Origin of the sequence: Streptomyces longisporoflavus (assembly GCF_014649775.1) — a bacterium.
Lineage (GTDB): Bacteria > Actinomycetota > Actinomycetes > Streptomycetales > Streptomycetaceae > Streptomyces > Streptomyces longisporoflavus.
In genome coordinates this window covers 28983-43735 of record NZ_BMTR01000009.1, presented here as the reverse complement: position 1 = coordinate 43735, position 14753 = coordinate 28983, and the positions used below count along the sequence as shown (strand labels likewise).

The 14753-nt window shown below is 71.6% G+C and carries 15 protein-coding genes and 2 tRNA genes; 12 read left to right on the top strand and 5 right to left on the bottom strand.

Annotated features, from left to right (window positions below; all coding sequences use genetic code 11):
- Positions 1 to 86: 86 nt before the first annotated feature.
- The 3 genes from IE226_RS19280 to IE226_RS19270 all read left to right on the top strand — a co-directional run bounded on the left by IE226_RS19280 (position 87) and on the right by IE226_RS19270 (position 2874).
- Positions 87 to 1157 carry a chorismate-binding protein gene (locus tag IE226_RS19280; protein WP_190082790.1) on the top strand — a complete coding sequence of 357 codons (1071 nt, stop codon included), beginning with the start codon at positions 87 to 89 and terminating at the stop codon, positions 1155 to 1157.
- On the top strand, positions 1154 to 1975 hold the full coding sequence (locus tag IE226_RS19275; RefSeq protein ID WP_190082789.1) for an aminotransferase class IV: 822 nt from the start codon (positions 1154 to 1156) through the stop codon (positions 1973 to 1975). The genes IE226_RS19280 and IE226_RS19275 overlap by 4 nt, the downstream gene beginning before the upstream one ends.
- Positions 1976 to 2049: 74 nt before the next feature.
- Entirely contained in the window at positions 2050 to 2874 is an 825-nt protein-coding gene (locus tag IE226_RS19270) for a GNAT family N-acetyltransferase (RefSeq protein WP_190082533.1), read from the top strand.
- Between the two features lie 27 nt (positions 2875 to 2901).
- Here the strand turns inward: IE226_RS19270 and IE226_RS19265 are convergent, their stop codons facing one another.
- Entirely contained in the window at positions 2902 to 3438 is a 537-nt protein-coding gene (locus tag IE226_RS19265; RefSeq protein ID WP_190082532.1) for a DsbA family protein, read from the bottom strand.
- Positions 3439 to 3635: 197 nt separating this feature from the next.
- Between IE226_RS19265 and IE226_RS19260 the strand changes: the two genes are divergently transcribed.
- Positions 3636 to 4076 carry a hypothetical protein gene (locus IE226_RS19260; protein ID WP_190082531.1) on the top strand — a complete coding sequence of 147 codons (441 nt, stop codon included), beginning with the start codon at positions 3636 to 3638 and terminating at the stop codon, positions 4074 to 4076.
- A gap of 261 nt (positions 4077 to 4337) precedes the next feature.
- Complete coding sequence (locus tag IE226_RS19255; protein ID WP_190082530.1) at positions 4338 to 4508, top strand: hypothetical protein; 171 nt, start codon at positions 4338 to 4340, stop codon at positions 4506 to 4508.
- Positions 4509 to 4525: 17 nt separating this feature from the next.
- Here IE226_RS19255 and IE226_RS19250 read toward each other — a convergent pair whose 3' ends face one another.
- Positions 4526 to 5089 carry a CGNR zinc finger domain-containing protein gene (locus IE226_RS19250; protein WP_190082529.1) on the bottom strand — a complete coding sequence of 188 codons (564 nt, stop codon included), beginning with the start codon at positions 5087 to 5089 and terminating at the stop codon, positions 4526 to 4528.
- A 225-nt stretch (positions 5090 to 5314) separates the two neighbouring features.
- Complete coding sequence (locus IE226_RS19245; RefSeq protein ID WP_003959770.1) at positions 5315 to 5728, bottom strand: SsgA family sporulation/cell division regulator; 414 nt, start codon at positions 5726 to 5728, stop codon at positions 5315 to 5317.
- A 191-nt stretch (positions 5729 to 5919) separates the two neighbouring features.
- Here IE226_RS19245 and IE226_RS19240 point away from each other — a divergent pair, with 191 nt between their 5' ends.
- Both IE226_RS19240 and IE226_RS19235 read left to right on the top strand, forming a co-directional pair.
- Positions 5920 to 6351 carry a TIGR02611 family protein gene (locus IE226_RS19240; RefSeq protein WP_190082528.1) on the top strand — a complete coding sequence of 144 codons (432 nt, stop codon included), beginning with the start codon at positions 5920 to 5922 and terminating at the stop codon, positions 6349 to 6351.
- Positions 6352 to 6424: 73 nt separating this feature from the next.
- Positions 6425 to 6496: transfer RNA gene (locus tag IE226_RS19235), tRNA-Val, on the top strand.
- Positions 6497 to 6651: 155 nt separating this feature from the next.
- On the opposite strand, the gene IE226_RS19230 is transcribed toward IE226_RS19235, so the two are convergent.
- Positions 6652 to 9189 carry an SCO7613 C-terminal domain-containing membrane protein gene (locus IE226_RS19230; protein WP_190082527.1) on the bottom strand — a complete coding sequence of 846 codons (2538 nt, stop codon included), beginning with the start codon at positions 9187 to 9189 and terminating at the stop codon, positions 6652 to 6654.
- Between the two features lie 93 nt (positions 9190 to 9282).
- On the opposite strand from IE226_RS19230, the gene IE226_RS19225 reads away from it, so the two are divergent.
- Entirely contained in the window at positions 9283 to 9729 is a 447-nt protein-coding gene (locus IE226_RS19225; protein WP_190082526.1) for an SRPBCC family protein, read from the top strand.
- A gap of 62 nt (positions 9730 to 9791) precedes the next feature.
- Positions 9792 to 9863 (top strand) — tRNA-Val (locus tag IE226_RS19220).
- A gap of 76 nt (positions 9864 to 9939) precedes the next feature.
- On the opposite strand, the gene IE226_RS19215 is transcribed toward IE226_RS19220, so the two are convergent.
- Positions 9940 to 10665: a 3'-5' exonuclease gene (locus tag IE226_RS19215; protein WP_190082525.1), complete on the bottom strand. Its 726-nt coding sequence runs from the start codon at positions 10663 to 10665 to the stop codon at positions 9940 to 9942.
- 169 nt (positions 10666 to 10834) lie between these two features.
- Here IE226_RS19215 and IE226_RS19210 point away from each other — a divergent pair, with 169 nt between their 5' ends.
- The 3 genes from IE226_RS19210 to thrS all read left to right on the top strand — a co-directional run bounded on the left by IE226_RS19210 (position 10835) and on the right by thrS (position 14737).
- Entirely contained in the window at positions 10835 to 11401 is a 567-nt protein-coding gene (locus IE226_RS19210) for a DUF4365 domain-containing protein (protein ID WP_190082524.1), read from the top strand.
- A complete protein-coding gene (locus IE226_RS19205; protein ID WP_190082788.1) occupies positions 11398 to 12639 on the top strand; it encodes a hypothetical protein in 1242 nt (413 codons plus the stop codon). Before IE226_RS19210 ends, IE226_RS19205 begins: the two co-directional genes overlap by 4 nt.
- Before the next feature lie 121 nt (positions 12640 to 12760).
- Positions 12761 to 14737, top strand: a complete 1977-nt coding sequence (thrS, locus tag IE226_RS19200) for a threonine--tRNA ligase (protein WP_190082523.1) — start codon at positions 12761 to 12763, stop codon at positions 14735 to 14737.
- Positions 14738 to 14753: the final 16 nt, after the last annotated feature.

Below are 14753 nucleotides of genomic sequence, written 5' to 3'. Positions count from 1 at the left end.
TTTGCGCAGCGTGCTGCGCTGTCGCCGGGCCGGGGCGCCACCAGGACGCCGGTCATAGACTCGCAGACGTGCACAGCGCCCCTCAGATGTCCCTGCGGCCGCCCTCCGGGGCGCCCCTGCCCATGGCGCGCTTCGGCGGCCTGCTCGCGACCGGCCTCAGGGACGTGACCAGCGATCCCTCGGCCCTGGACTCCCGCGGTTTCTGGGCGGTCACCGCGAGTTTCGAGGGTGGACTGGTCTGCGCCCGCTTCGACGACGTACGCGAGGAGCCGGTGCCCGCGCCGGTGCCCGGGGCGTGGCAGGGGCCCGCCGCCGGTGACTGGACGTCGTCGCTCGACCGCGCCGCGTACGTGAACGGCGTGCGGCGGGTGCGCGAACACATCGCGGCGGGCGACGTCTATCAGGCGAACCTCTGCCGCGTGCTGTCCGCGCCGGTCGCGAAGGACGCTGACGTGGACGCCCTGACGGCGCTCCTCGCCCGCGGGAACCCCGCTCCGTACGCCGGGACGATCCGGCTGCCCGGGCACGGCGTCGAGATAGCCACCGCGTCACCCGAGCTGTTCCTGCGCCGCGAGGGGCGCGTCGTGGAGTCCGGGCCGATCAAGGGCACGGGCCGGACCGAGGCCGATCTCCTGGAGAAGGACTACGCCGAGAACGTCATGATCGTGGACCTCGTCCGCAACGACCTCGGCCGGATCTGCGTGACCGGCTCCGTGACCGTCCCCGATCTCTGCGTCGTCGAGAAGCACCCCGGCCTCGTCCACCTCGTCTCCACCGTCCGGGGCGAGCTCCGCCCCGAAGAGGGCTGGCCCGGACTCCTCGCCGCCGCCTTCCCGCCCGGTTCCGTCACCGGCGCCCCCAAATCCAGCGCCCTGCGCATCATCGACGCCCTGGAGACCGCGCCCCGCGGCCCGTACTGCGGCGGCATCGGCTGGGTCGACGCCGACCGGGGCACCGGCGAACTGGCCGTCGGCATCCGAACCTTCTGGATCGACCGGTCCGCCGGGGACGCTGCCGTCCTGCGGTTCGGCACCGGCGCGGGCATCACCTGGGGTTCGGACCCCGAGGGGGAGTGGCGGGAGACCGAGCTGAAGGCGGAACGGCTGCTGGCGGTAGCGTCGGGAGCGTACGAAGTGAGTGGAGGGACCCCTTGGTGAAGATCTGGCTCAACGGCGGCCTGCAGGAAATGGAGACCGCCCGCGTCTCCGTGCTCGATCACGGCCTGACCGTCGGCGACGGTGTCTTCGAGACGCTGAAGTCGGTCGGGGGGCGGCCTTTCGCGCTGACCCGGCACCTGGACCGGCTCGCCCGGTCGGCGCGCGGCCTCGGCCTGCCCGAGCCGGACCTCGACGAGGTGCGCGCGGCCTGCGCCGCGGTCCTCGACGCCAACCCGATGCCGCTGGGGCGGCTGCGCATCACGTACACCGGCGGCCTGTCGCCGCTCGGCTCGGACCGCGGTGACCAGGGGCAGACGCTGGTCGTCGCCCTCGGTGAGGCCGAAAGGCGCCCCGACTCGACCGCCGTGATCACGGTGCCGTGGACCCGTAACGAGCGCGGCGCCCTGACCGGCCTGAAGACCACGTCGTACGCCGAGAACGTCGTCGCCCTCGCGCGCGCCCACGAGCAGGGCGCCTCGGAGGCGCTGTTCGCCAACACGGTGGGGCAGCTGTGCGAAGGCACGGGGTCGAACGTCTTCGTCGTCCTCGACGGCGAGATCCACACGCCGCCGGTCGCCTCCGGGTGCCTGGCGGGCATCACGCGCGCGTTGACCGTCGACTGGACGAACGCGCGCGAGAGCGATCTGCCGCTCGACGTGCTCGACAGCGCCGACGAGGTGTTCCTGACCTCGACGCTCCGCGACGTCCAGGCCGTGCACCGGGTCGACGGGCGCGCACTGCCCGGCGCGCCGGGTCCGGTGACCGCCAAGGCGATGCGGATCTTCGCCGAGCGGGCGGCGGGCGACCTCGACCCGTGATCGGTCGAACAAGTGGCCGCAAGTGCATGCGATCCAGATGACGCTCGGGCCGCAGGGCGGGTAGAACACCACTGATGACCACGACCCTGCGGCCGACCGGGCCGCTCCAGCAGAGCGCTGACGGCGCCAAGTCACGTACGTACGAAGTGCGCGTGAACAGCCGTCCCGTGGGCGGGATAGAACTCGCCACGCACCCCGTGTTCGGCCCCGGCGTCGCCGAGATGCGGGACCTGAGCATCGAGGAACCCGACCGCAGGCGCGGCCGTGCCACCGTGGCCGTGCTCGCCGCCGAAGAGGTGGCGCGCGGCTGGGGATGCAACCGGATCGAGGTGGCGGTGCCCGCCGCGGCCGCGGCGGCCCACCGCCTCGCGGTGTCCCTCGGCTATGTGGAGCGCAACCGCCACATGGTCAAGCCCCTGACCGCCGAGCCGCCCGCGCTGCCGGCGGATGTCGAGGGGCGGGAGATGACCGAGGAGGAGTACGAGGTCTGGCTGGCCCGCGAGAAGGAGGACTACGCCCAGACCTGGATCGAGCGCGGGGTCCCGGCCGCGCAGGCGCGGGCCAAGTCCGATGCCGACCACGCCGACCATCTGCCGCAGGGCCTCGCCACCCCAGGCACCAGCCTCAGTGTGCTGACGCACGGGGGCACCAAGGTCGGCACCCTCTGGCTCGCGCTGCGCGACGGCGACGGGTTCGTCTTCGACGTCCAGGTCGACGAGGAGCACCGCGGACGCGGCCACGGCCGCTCGCTGATGCTCCTGGCGGAGGCCCAAGCCCGCGCGGTGGGCCTGAACCGCATCGGCCTCAACGTCTTCGCGGGCAACACCCCGGCCCTGCGTCTGTACGAGTCGCTGGGCTACGAACCGGTCACGTACTACGTCTACAAGCAGCTGCTCTAGTACGAGCAGCTGCTTCATGGGCCGCGGCTAGGAAGCGTCCTGTCCGGAGGCCGCGAGAAGGAGATCGGTCATCTCCTCGACGCGCTCGCGCAGGCCATCCTGGCTCTTGCCGCCGTCGAGGCGCTCGCCCCCGATGACGTACGTCGGCGTCCCGGTGACGCCGATCGCCTTGCCCTCGGCCTGATCGGCGTCGACCATCAGGATGTGCCGACCGTCGACGAGCGCGGTGTCGAACTCTTCGGCGTTCAGGCCCAGTTCGCGCGCGACGTCGACCAGGAAGGATTCGCCCTCGCGGGTCAGGTCCTCGACCCTGCCGAGCACCGCCTCGACGTACGGCCAGCCCTGCCCCTGCTCGAAGGCCTCCTCGGCGGCCTGGGCGGCGGCGAAGGCGTGCTTGTGCTTTTCGAGGGGGAAGTGCCGCAGGCGCAGCTCGACGGTGTCGCCGTAGCGGGCACGGAGCGCGCGTACGTCGTCGAGGGCGGTCCGGCAGTCCGGGCACTGCAGTTCGCACCAGATGTCGATGACGAGGGGGCTGGTGGGGCCGGCAGGGGCAGAGTCACTCATGGGACACAGTCTTCCAGCCCCGCGGGCACCCTCCCAACCGGGAGCGGGCCGGTGACCGGCACCCGGGGAGGAGGGGCGACCCTGATATGTCCCTGAAGTCCGCTCGTGGCGTGGCCCGCGGGTACCCGGCCGGTGCAGGATGGAGGGGAGGACGGCGCGACCGTCCGTGCCCGTACGCCGCATGCCTGGAGGACCGGATGATTGCCGAGACCGTCTGTTCCGCCGTATCCGCGGCCGGCCTCGGCATTGCCGCGATCACGGCCTACCGCAAGCGTTTCCTCGCGGCGACGCGCCTGGCCGCCTACTCCCTGGTCCCGGTCGGCCTGGTGATGACCGGCGTCGTGGGGTGGCTGGCCGACACCGCCTTCAGCATGAAGGCATGGGTGGGTTTCGGCGTCCTCGGCGTGGCCTGGCTGCTGTTCGTCACCACCCGCGCCGTGGAGCGCAGGACCGGCGGCACCCGCAAGGAGCGCAAGGCCGCGAAGGCCGCCCAGCGCGAGGGAGTGGCCCCCGGGGCGTCCGCCCCCTCCCTGGGGCAGGGTGCGCGCCCTGCCGCCCAGCCGGTGCAGCCGAAGGCCGCGGCGCCGCGCGAGGACTTCAGCGACATCGAGGCCATCTTGAAGAAGCACGGCATCTGACGGCGGCGGGACCGGCGGCCGGGAAGCCGGCGGAAGCCCGGTAGGCCACGTCAACAAGCGTCGTGTGTCCGACGGGCGCTCGGCTCCCTCGTTCGTGTGGACGGCGGCGGGGCGGGGGCCGGCGGGGTGCGTCGCTGGTGAACAGGTCACGACAGCTGCGGGACGCCGGACTTGCGCAGGTCACGGGATGCGGCGAACTCCCGCGAGTTTCTGGCGTGTTGGTCATCGGCACCCCGCGGACTGCGTCATCATCGCGGCGAGATGCTGGACACCGCACCGGGCGATGCCGCCCCGCCGACCGATGGACGAGTCGCGACCGAAGAGCCCAAGGGCTGTCTGTTCGCGCTTTCCCAGCCACCCCTGATGATCTTCCTGGCGGTGATCGGCGTCCTGCTCCTGCTGGGGTCGTTGCACGATCTGCTGGGACTGTAGGCGCCTCGGCCGCGGGCTCAGCCCGCGGCTTCCTTGCGCCGGGCCCGGTAGGCGGCGACATGCAGCCGGTTGCCGCAGGTGCGGCTGTCGCAGTAGCGGCGCGAGCGGTTGCGGGAGAGGTCGACGAAGGCGTGCCGGCAGTCCGGGGCCTCGCAGCGCCGCAGCCGTTCCTGCTCGCCGGCGACCACGAAGAAGGCGAGCGCCATCCCGCAGTCCGCCGCGAGGTGGTCGGCGATGGAGGCGCCGGGCGCGAAGTAGTGCACGTGCCAGTCGTAGCCGTCGTGGTCGGTGAGGCGGGGCGTGGTGCCCGCCGCCGCGATCAGTTCGTTGATCACCGCCGCCGCGGCCTGCGGCTCGGGCGCCGCGAAGACCTCCTGGAAGCGGCTCCGGATGTGCCGGACGCCGGCCAGATCACGCTCCGAGAGCACACCGACATCGCTTATGTCGTGGCTTCGTACGAACTCCGCCAAAGCCGCTACGTCCGGGAGCCCCTCCGTCTCGGCGCTCTCGGTGTCCGGTGCGGTGTTCACCAGATCGACCACGGCGTCGAGTGCGCACCGGGTGTCGTGGGTGATCAGCACGATTTGCTCCCTGGCCTGGGGTAGTGGGGTTTCCCCCGCTCGTCGGGAGCTGGGGGAAGGGTGCCCGCCGATGCTGGCCGATGCTAGCGGCTTCACGACACGACACCGGCGCCGTCGCCGCGGGAATCCGCGGCGACGGCGCCGGTGTGTCTGCTCTGTGCGGTTGTCGTGCCCGAGCCGTCGCCCCGAGTCGGACGGCGCCGGGTGCTCTCGCGCGGCCTGGAGCTAACTTTCGGCCAGGATGTGCGAGAGCTCCGTATCCAGATCGAAGTGGCGGTGCTCCGTGCCGGGGGGCACGGCCGCGTCCGTCCGCTTCAGGAACGATTCCAGGGCCCGCGCCGGGGCTTCGAGCAGAGCCTCACCCTCAGGGGAGCTCAGGGCGATGCAGACGACGCCCTGACCGTGGCTCCGGGACGGCCAGACTCGGACGTCGCCGGTACCGGTGGGCCGGTGCAGGCCCTCGGCGAGGAGGTCGCGGGCAAACACCCATTCGACTGTTTCCTCGGCTCCGGTGTGGAAGGTGGCGTGCACGGCATAGGGATCGGCCGTGTCATACCGCAGTCCTGCGGGTACAGGCAGTGAGGACTCGCTCGACACAACGAGGCGCAGGTGCAGCTCGCAGCTGACCGTGGTGTTCATAAGCGCCAGGGCCTTTCGCTCAGTGTGCGCTCGGGGATTCGCACGTCGGCGAAATCGACATGCCACCTACGGTGCCGTTGTAAACCCCTCTGAGGGTTTTGGGTGTCTTTAGGTAGCTCGTACGGCGGGTTGTTTGTTCGGCGCGTACACCCATTCCAGTGACCGGTTTCCGTCCGGTAGGGTTTGGCCGTATGAATACGGGGAGTAACGAGCCGGGGGTTGCCGAAACAATCACCGGTACGAAGGACGAACAGCCGCTCGGATCGCGTGCGCCGGAGTTCATCCAGGCCCGCAAGGCGCTGCACCTCAGCTGGCAGGTGGGCGTATTCATCGTCGGTCTCGCCGTGGTCGTCGCGGGCATCATCATGCTGCCGCTGCCCGGGCCGGGCTGGCTGGTGATCTTCGGGGGAATGGCGATCTGGGCGACCGAGTTCGTCTGGGCCCAGCTGGTGCTTCGCTGGACGAAGCGGAAGGTCACCGAGGCGGCGCAGCGTGCGCTCGACCCCAAGGTGCGCCGCCGGAACATCATCCTGACGACCATCGGTCTGGTGATCATCGCCGTGCTGGTGGCGATCTACGTCTGGAAGTTCGGTCTCGAGATGCCGTGGAAGATCAAGGAGTGACCCCGGTGGCCCCGGGTGACCTCAGGGCGGTCGGAAGCACCCGCTGACATGCGGTAATGTTCTCCGTGCGCCGGGGCGATTAGCTCAGTGGGAGAGCGCTTCGTTCACACCGAAGAGGTCACTGGTTCGAACCCAGTATCGCCCACCCCGGAACTGCGGCCCGGAGGCTTTACAGCCTCCGGGCCGCAGTCGTATACGCGGGATTTCCCGTGCGGCACAAGGGAATTGATGCCCCGTCGACTGCCGGACTACCTGACTGCCGGAGTGCCCGACTGCCGGACCGCCGCACGGAAAGCGGAGTCAGTGCATTCTGCCGAGAACGTCGCGCACCCGGCGGGCGTCACGCAGCCTTTTCTCGTACGTCGCTCCGATGGCGAGCAGCAGGAGTCCGGCGAGCGCGGGCGGCAGCCAGCGCGGCAGGGCGTCCACCGCTTGGACGATGTAGGGCGCCAGTTCGTGCAGCGCGTCCAGGGCGAGGACCGTGCCGCCCAGCAGCAGCGGGCCCTGTAGCCGGTACCGGGCGCCCGTCAGCGTGATCAGCAGGGCCGCCGTGCCCAGGAGCAGCGGGCGCTGCCAGTGCTCGTCGCTCCAGGCGGCCACCAGGCTCGGCAGGAGGGTCGCCGCGAGGCCGGGTCCGTAAGCCGGCCAGGAGGACGTCTCCGGGGCGCGGCGGCACCGCAGCACGCCGATCACGAGCGCCGGGACGGTGACCGGCAGGGTGTACGCCTCCGGGGTTCCGACGCCCCAGGCGGCGAGGCGCACCCAGGTCGCCAGGAGGAAGAGCACCCCGGCCGCGTACCCGACGGGCCCGCGGTCCGCGCGCAGTGCCGTGCCGGCGGCGATGACACCGCCGAGCGCGAGAGCCAGGGCGAGGGTCGTCGCGTGCCCCGTGGTGAGGATGATCGCGAGCCCGCCCGTGACGGCTCCGGTGATCTCGACCGGCGGCGTCAGCGGATGACGTCCGAGCCGGGCCGCGGCCAGGGCGGCGAGCGCCGGTACGACGAGCATCAGGAGCCCCGTGTGCTCCGGGCGCAGGTCCATGGCGGCGCCCGAGGCGCAGGCGAGCGCGGCGGCGTACGAGACGGCCGCGCAGACGGCGACGGGCGCCACGCCCGCGACCGGCTCCGGGCGGCGGGCCGCGACGACCGTGGCCGCCAGGAACAGCGCCGTCAGGGCGGCCAGCGTGCCGAGCGTCGCGGAGGCGGTCGCCAGGGCGAGGAACGCGACGCTCGCCGAGGAGGCGCCCGCCAGGCTCAGGGAGGTCGTGGCGATCGCCCTCGACCCCGCGAGCGCCGCCGTACCCAGCAGAGCCGCGACCACCGCGATGTGGGCCGTGACCCCGGCCGCGTAGGGGAGTTCAAGCGCGGGAGGCAGGACGAACCCCGCTGCCCAGAGCAGAACGAGGGCACCGGCCCGCGCCACGGAAGGGGTCACGGCGGGCGCAGCGGCGGGGCTCCCTGGCGGCGCGGTCGTCTCGGCGCCGGGCGGTGCGGGCGTCCTCGTAGCGGACCCCTGTTCGGTTCGGCCGGGCGTCTGCGTCGTGACCGAGGGAAGGAACCGCGCCCCCGCGAACAGCACACCGGCGACGACGGCGAGCACGAGCGATGCCATGGTCGGGTGGTGCACGGGAAGTCCGTCCGTGAAGACCGCGTCCGCCGCGTTCGGCGGCGCGCCCGACCAGACCTTTCCGGCCCGGCTGACGGGTCCGGCGAGCGCGGAGACCAGCGCGGGCAGTGTCCAAAGGACCGCGAGCGCGTGCACCAGGAGCGCCGCTCCGGCGATCCCGCGCACCATCGGGCGCGGCAGCGCGGTGCGTATGACCGCCAGCATCACGACGGCACACGCCAGCTGGCCGGGAACCGTCCACGCGTCCGGCAGCGCCTCGCGCAGCACGCCGCCGGCCGCCGACGCCACGAGCAGACCGCCCGCGAACGCCGCGCCCGTCGCCCGCGGCGCAGGCGTGATCAGCCACGCCGCCACCAGAGCGATCGACGCCGCGAGAAGCAGCAGTGCGCCCGCCCGCGCCGCGCCGGACAGATCCGTCGCCGACCAGGACAGGAAGCCGGCGCCCGCCGCGCCCCACAGGCCCGCGGCGCAGGCGAAGACCGTGGCGACGGCACGTACGCCGGCGTCGCCGACCCGCAGCGCGACCGCCGCGTCGAACGCCGCCGTCACCAGGAGCGCCGCCACCGTCCCGTGCTCACCCGCGTCCGCTGCGCGGGCCCAGAGGAACAGGGGCAGTTGAGCGCTCGCCACGGCGAGCGGCAGAGGCAGCCGCAGTTCGCGGAAGACCAGGCCGTACGCCGCCCACAGCGCCGCCAGCACGCCCGACGCGGCAGCCGTGTAGCCGAGCGCGTCGGCCTCCGGCAGCGCGACGACACGCAGGGCGTACGCGTCGAGGACTGTCAGGGCGAGGCCGAGCGCGGCCACCGTCTCCGCCGTCGAACGCAGCTTCCGGCGCAGCAGCAGCACGGGCACACCCAGCGCCGTCAGCGTCACGGCCGCCAGAACCGCGCCGCGCCCGCCGATGCCCAGATGGCCCCAGCTCACCAGCGTGAAGGCGATCGCCGCGACGGTCAGCAGGATGCCGCCCAGGGTGAGCAGCACGTTCTGGACGCTCGGCGGGGACGCGTCCGGAGAGCGGACCGGCCGCGGGGGAGCGGCTACGGGAGCGGACGAGGCGGCGGACGTGGTGGCGGACGCGGGACCGGTCGCCGTCCGGAGGACGCCGACCAGCCAGGCACGGCGTTGCAGCAACTGCGTCCTGCGTGCGTCGAGTCGGCGCAGCTCCAGGTCGAGGAAGCGGAGTTCCTCGGCCGGGGGCGGAATGTTCGTCATGTCCGTGGAGTGTGGTGCAGGACACCGCGCCGGGCATGGGCGCGGATACTCAGCACGTACTCAGATCCGGCGTTCGGACGGGAGACTCGATCCATGGACTGGAGCCACTACCGCTTCCGCAGCGTCTGGAACGTGCCCGCGCCGCCCGCCGACGTCTTCGCCGTCCTCGAACGCGCCGAGGACTATCCGGCGTGGTGGCCACAGGTGCGCGAGGTGACGCCCGTCGACGAGCGCACCGGCACCGCCCGCTTCCGCTCCCTCCTGCCGTACGACCTGTTCGTCACCGGCGAGGAACGGCGCCGCGACCAGGCGGCCGGGATCCTGGAGCTGGCGATGACCGGGGATCTGGACGGCTGGGCGCGCTGGACCGTCGCGGCCGCGCCGGGCGGGACGCGGGCGCTCTACGACCAGGAAGTGGTGGTGCGAAAGCCGCTGATGCGACGCTTCGCCGTCCCCGGCAGACCCGTCTTCCTCCTCAACCACGCGCTGATGATGCGCGCGGGCGAGCGAGGCCTGAGGGCGCACCTCGGGCGGGGCTGACGGCTTTCGCACAAGCGGTTTGTCGGAGACCCGCGTGGACCTGTATTGTTCAGTCCGTTCCCGGGCGATTAGCTCAGTGGGAGAGCGCTTCGTTCACACCGAAGAGGTCACTGGTTCGAACCCAGTATCGCCCACCCGGAGAATGCCGGTCCGTCATCGACGGACCGGTTTTTTCATGCCCTGATGTGCGGCTGCCCGAAGCGGCAACCCTCAGGCGGCCGCGGGCATTTCCGGGCGCAGCGGCCATGCGGGATCCACCGTCTCCGGCGTACCGCTGCGCGCGAACCAGGCCTGCAGACCGCGCGCCTGCGCCGCATGCCACACCGCCTGCAACGCGTGCAGCTCGGCCGGCGACAGCCGTTCGAGCCGGGAGGCGAAACGCCGGCCGACGGCCCGTACGACGTCCAGCGCGGCCTGTGCGTCGGCCGCCGCGTCGTGCGCCCCGTCCAGTTCCACCGCGTAGTGCGCACACAGATCGGTCAGGGTGCGGCGGCCCTTGCGGTACCGGTCGAGCTGCTTGTCCAGGACGCGGGGATCCAGGACGCACAGGGACGAGCCCGCCATGTAGTGACCGAGGGACGAGGCGCGGTGCCTGCGCAACTCCCGGTCCAGGAGCGTCAGATCGAAGGGTGCGTTCATGACGACGATGGGGCGGCCCGCCGCGCCCTGCTCCGCCAGCTCCCTCGCTATCTCCTCCATCACCGGCGCGGGCCAGCGGCCGTTGTGCTGAAGATGTTCCTCCGTCAGGCCGTGCACCGCCGTGGCGCTCTCGGGCACCGGAACGCCCGGGTTCACCAGCCAGCGGGTGATGCGCGGTCGGGTCCCCGCGCCTTGCTGGACGACGACGGCGGCCGACACAATGCGGTCGGTCTCGACGTCGACGCCCGTGGTCTCCGTGTCGAATGCGGCCAAGGGCCCCTCGTACCAGCACGTCATAGTGACGCAACTCCTCGATCATGTCCGGCAGATGGCTTTCCTCCCCCTGCCCACACCGGTGATACCCGGCCCGTTTGCGCCGTACGCGGCCCGGAGACAACAGAGGTACAGGGTTTGGAAGTTGACCCGCCCGAAGCGGGGATTCACTGGTTCGGAAGGCACGTTGGACATGTCGCTCGCGCAGCCCGAACAGGGTGGGCTGCTGCCCGAGCGGATCGCACCGCCGCGCGGCACACTCGCCACCACCGCCTGTATGGAGACCCTCCAGGTGGGCTATCTGCACGCTGTCGCCGCCGCGGCGGGGTGCTCGCTCTCGCAGCCCTTTCCCGACAACGGAATCGACTGGCACGTCAGCCACAGCGCCCCGGGGCACACGGTCGACGACGAAGTCACCATCAAGGTGCAGCTCAAGTGCACCTACCAGATACCGCCTAACCCGGCGGGTCCGGCTTTCTCCTTCACTCTCGACAACCCGCACCTGGAGAAGCTCGCCAGGACCCCGGTCGCGGTGCACAAGATCCTGGTCGTGATGCTCGTGCCCCGGTCGCAGGACGACTGGCTGCGCGCGGGGCACGACCGGCTCGACCTGCGGCACTGCTGCTACTGGACCAACCTCGCCGGACACCAGGTGACCGGCCGGCGCAGGACCACCGTGCGCGTCCCGACCTCGCGGATCTTCGACGACAGGGCCCTCTGCGAGATCATGACGCGGGTCGGGACGGGAGGGAGACCCTGATGCACCGCCCGATCGAAGAGCCGCTACGCCCCGTTCGCCCGCACCCCGTCGATGCCGCGGGCCCCCGGGCCGATCCACTGGGCCGGCACGATCCCCCCGACCCCTCGCAGGTCGACCCCGCCGTGCTCGGCGTACTGCTCGACCGGCACGGCTGGCACCGGCGCGGGGGAGCGGCGGGCCGCTACGCCCGCTGGACCCCGCCGGGGCCCGGCGGTGGCGGCACCAGTCTGCTGGTCCCGGAGAGCAGGGCCTTCCCCGACTGCGACGACCTGCTCGGCGAGGCGCTCACCGCCCTGGCGCGCAGCGCGACGCCCTCCGCGCGCGACGTCCTTGTCGGGCTCGCCGTGCCCAGCGACGAGATCCGCTGGTGGCGCGATGTCCCGGCAGGGCCGGCGGGCGCCGCGACCTGGACGGCGGAGGAGAAGCTGCGCTCGGCGGCACGGCAGATGCTGCTCGCGGGAGCCCTCGCGGCACGCGGCCGTGCCGGGTACTACGGGGCGCGGCACCGCGGACCCGCCGCCGCGTCCCTGGAGAACGTCCTGGTCGGCCCCGCTCCCGGCGGGCGGCAGCTCACGGCGTTCGTGCCCGTCCTGAAGGAGCGCCTCATCGCGGTGCGCCTGCACCAGGCGCTGTACGCGGTCCGCGAGGCCGTCGACTACCAGCGCGCCACCGGGGGCATGGACGCCTTCGACGGCGCGGTCGAGGCGGGCGCCAGCCATGAGCTGACGGAGGCCGTCGTGGCCCTGGTGCGGGGCACGGAGGGGGCGCGGATCGCCGTGGAGTGGGCGCCCGCCGCCGGGGTGCCCGAGGGATGCGCCGTCGATGCCGGGCCCGTGGAGTTCTCGCCCGGCGATCTGCCGGTGCTCCGGGAGGCGGGCGCCCGCTATCTGCGGGACGAGCCCGCGATGCCGGTGCGGCTCACGGGGGCCGTGGTGCGGATGCGGCGGTCGGGGCCGCGGGGTGAGGGCACCGTGCGGGTCCGGGTGCTCGCGGGCGTGGACGTCCCCCACGTACGCATGACCCTCGACGAGGACTCGTACCGCATCGCGGGCCATGCCCACCTGGTCGGGCTGCCGATCCGGGTGCACGGGCGCCTGGAGAGCCGGGGCGGGTTCCGGCGGCTCACCGGGGCCTCGGGGGTGGTGCCGGTGCAGGTGGACGAGTCGGAGAAGGACCGCCTGATGAAGTCGCTCCAGGAGCATCTCGACTTCTTCGAGGGAGCGTGCGGCGAGGACTGAGGCGGGGTGCGGCAGGGGCCGGGGAGAGAACCGTTTCGCGATGGGCGCCCCCGGCTCGGTACGATTCGTTTCGCGTGCAGAAGCAGATCTGCCGCGACCCCCTTCAGGTAGGAGAAGACCGGTGTCAGACGTCCGTGTGATCATCCAACGCGATTCCGAGCGGGAAGAGCGCGTGGTGACGACGGGCACTACGGCCGCCGAACTCTTCTCCGGTGAGCGCACCATCGTCGCCGCCCGCGTGGCCGGCGAGCTGAAGGACCTGGCGTACGAGGTGCGGGACGGCGAGGAGGTCGAGCCGGTCGAGATCTCCTCCGAGGACGGCCTGAACATCCTGCGCCACTCGACCGCCCACGTGATGGCGCAGGCCGTGCAGGAGCTCTTCCCCGAGGCGAAGCTGGGCATCGGCCCGCCGGTCCAGAACGGCTTCTACTACGACTTCGACGTCGAGAAGCCCTTCACGCCCGAGGACCTCAAGGCCATCGAGAAGAAGATGCAGGAGATCCAGAAGCGCGGCCAGCGCTTCTCGCGCCGCGTCGTCACCGATGAGGCCGCCCGCGAGGAGCTCGCCGACGAGCCGTACAAGCTGGAGCTCATCGGCATCAAGGGCTCCGCCTCCAGCGACGACGGCGCGGACGTCGAGGTGGGCGGCGGCGAGCTGACCATCTACGACAACCTCGACCCGAAGACCGGCGACCTGTGCTGGAAGGACCTCTGCCGCGGTCCCCACCTGCCCACCACGCGCAACATCCCGGCGTTCAAGCTGATGCGCAACGCCGCCGCGTACTGGCGGGGCAGCGAGAAGAACCCGATGCTCCAGCGCATCTACGGCACCGCCTGGCCCACCAAGGACGAGCTCAAGGCCCACCTGGAGTTCCTCGCCGAGGCCGAGAAGCGCGACCACCGCAAGCTCGGCAGCGAGCTGGACCTCTTTTCCATCCCGGAGCAGATCGGCTCGGGCCTCGCGGTCTTCCACCCCAAGGGCGGCATCATCCGCCGGGTCATGGAGGACTACTCGCGGCGCCGCCACGAGGAGGAGGGGTACGAGTTCGTCTACACCCCGCACGCCACCAAGGGGAAGCTCTTCGAGACCTCGGGCCACCTGGACTGGTACGCCGACGGCATGTACCCCCCCATGCAGCTCGACGAGGGCGTGGACTACTACCTCAAGCCCATGAACTGCCCGATGCACAACCTGATCTTCGATGCGCGCGGGCGTTCCTACCGTGAACTGCCGCTGCGCCTCTTCGAGTTCGGCACGGTGTACCGCTACGAGAAGTCGGGCGTCGTGCACGGTCTGACCCGGGCCCGCGGCTTCACCCAGGACGACGCGCACATCTACTGCACCAAGGAGCAGATGGCGGACGAGCTCGACAAGACGCTCACCTTCGTCCTGAACCTCCTGCGCGACTACGGCCTGACCGACTTCTACCTCGAGCTCTCCACCAAGGACCCGGAGAAGTTCGTCGGCTCCGACGAGATCTGGGAAGAGGCCACCGCGACGCTCCAGCAGGTCGCCGAGAAGCAGGGCCTCCCGCTGGTCCCGGACCCGGGCGGCGCCGCCTTCTACGGCCCGAAGATCTCCGTGCAGTGCAAGGACGCCATCGGCCGCACCTGGCAGATGTCGACCGTGCAGCTGGACTTCAACCTGCCGGAGCGCTTCAACCTCGAATACACCTCGCCGGACGGCTCCAAGCAGCGTCCTGTGATGATCCACCGTGCGCTCTTCGGTTCCATCGAGCGGTTCTTCGCGGTGCTCCTGGAGCACTACGCGGGCGCGATGCCGCCGTGGCTCGCCCCCGTGCAGGCCGTGGGCATCCCCGTCGGGGACGCGCACATCCCCTACCTCCAGGAGTTCGCGGCCGACGCCAGGAAGAAGGGCCTGCGGGTCGAGGTGGACGCCTCCTCGGACCGCATGCAGAAGAAGATCAGGACGCAGCAGAAGCAGAAGGTCCCGTTCATGATCATCGTCGGTGACGACGACATGAACGCGGGCACGATCTCCTTCCGCTACCGCGACGGCTCGCAGGAGAACGGCATTCCGCGCGAGCAGGCGCTGGCCAAGCTCCTGGACGTGGTGGAGAGCCGCGTACAGGTGTGACGTGAGCGAGCGAGAG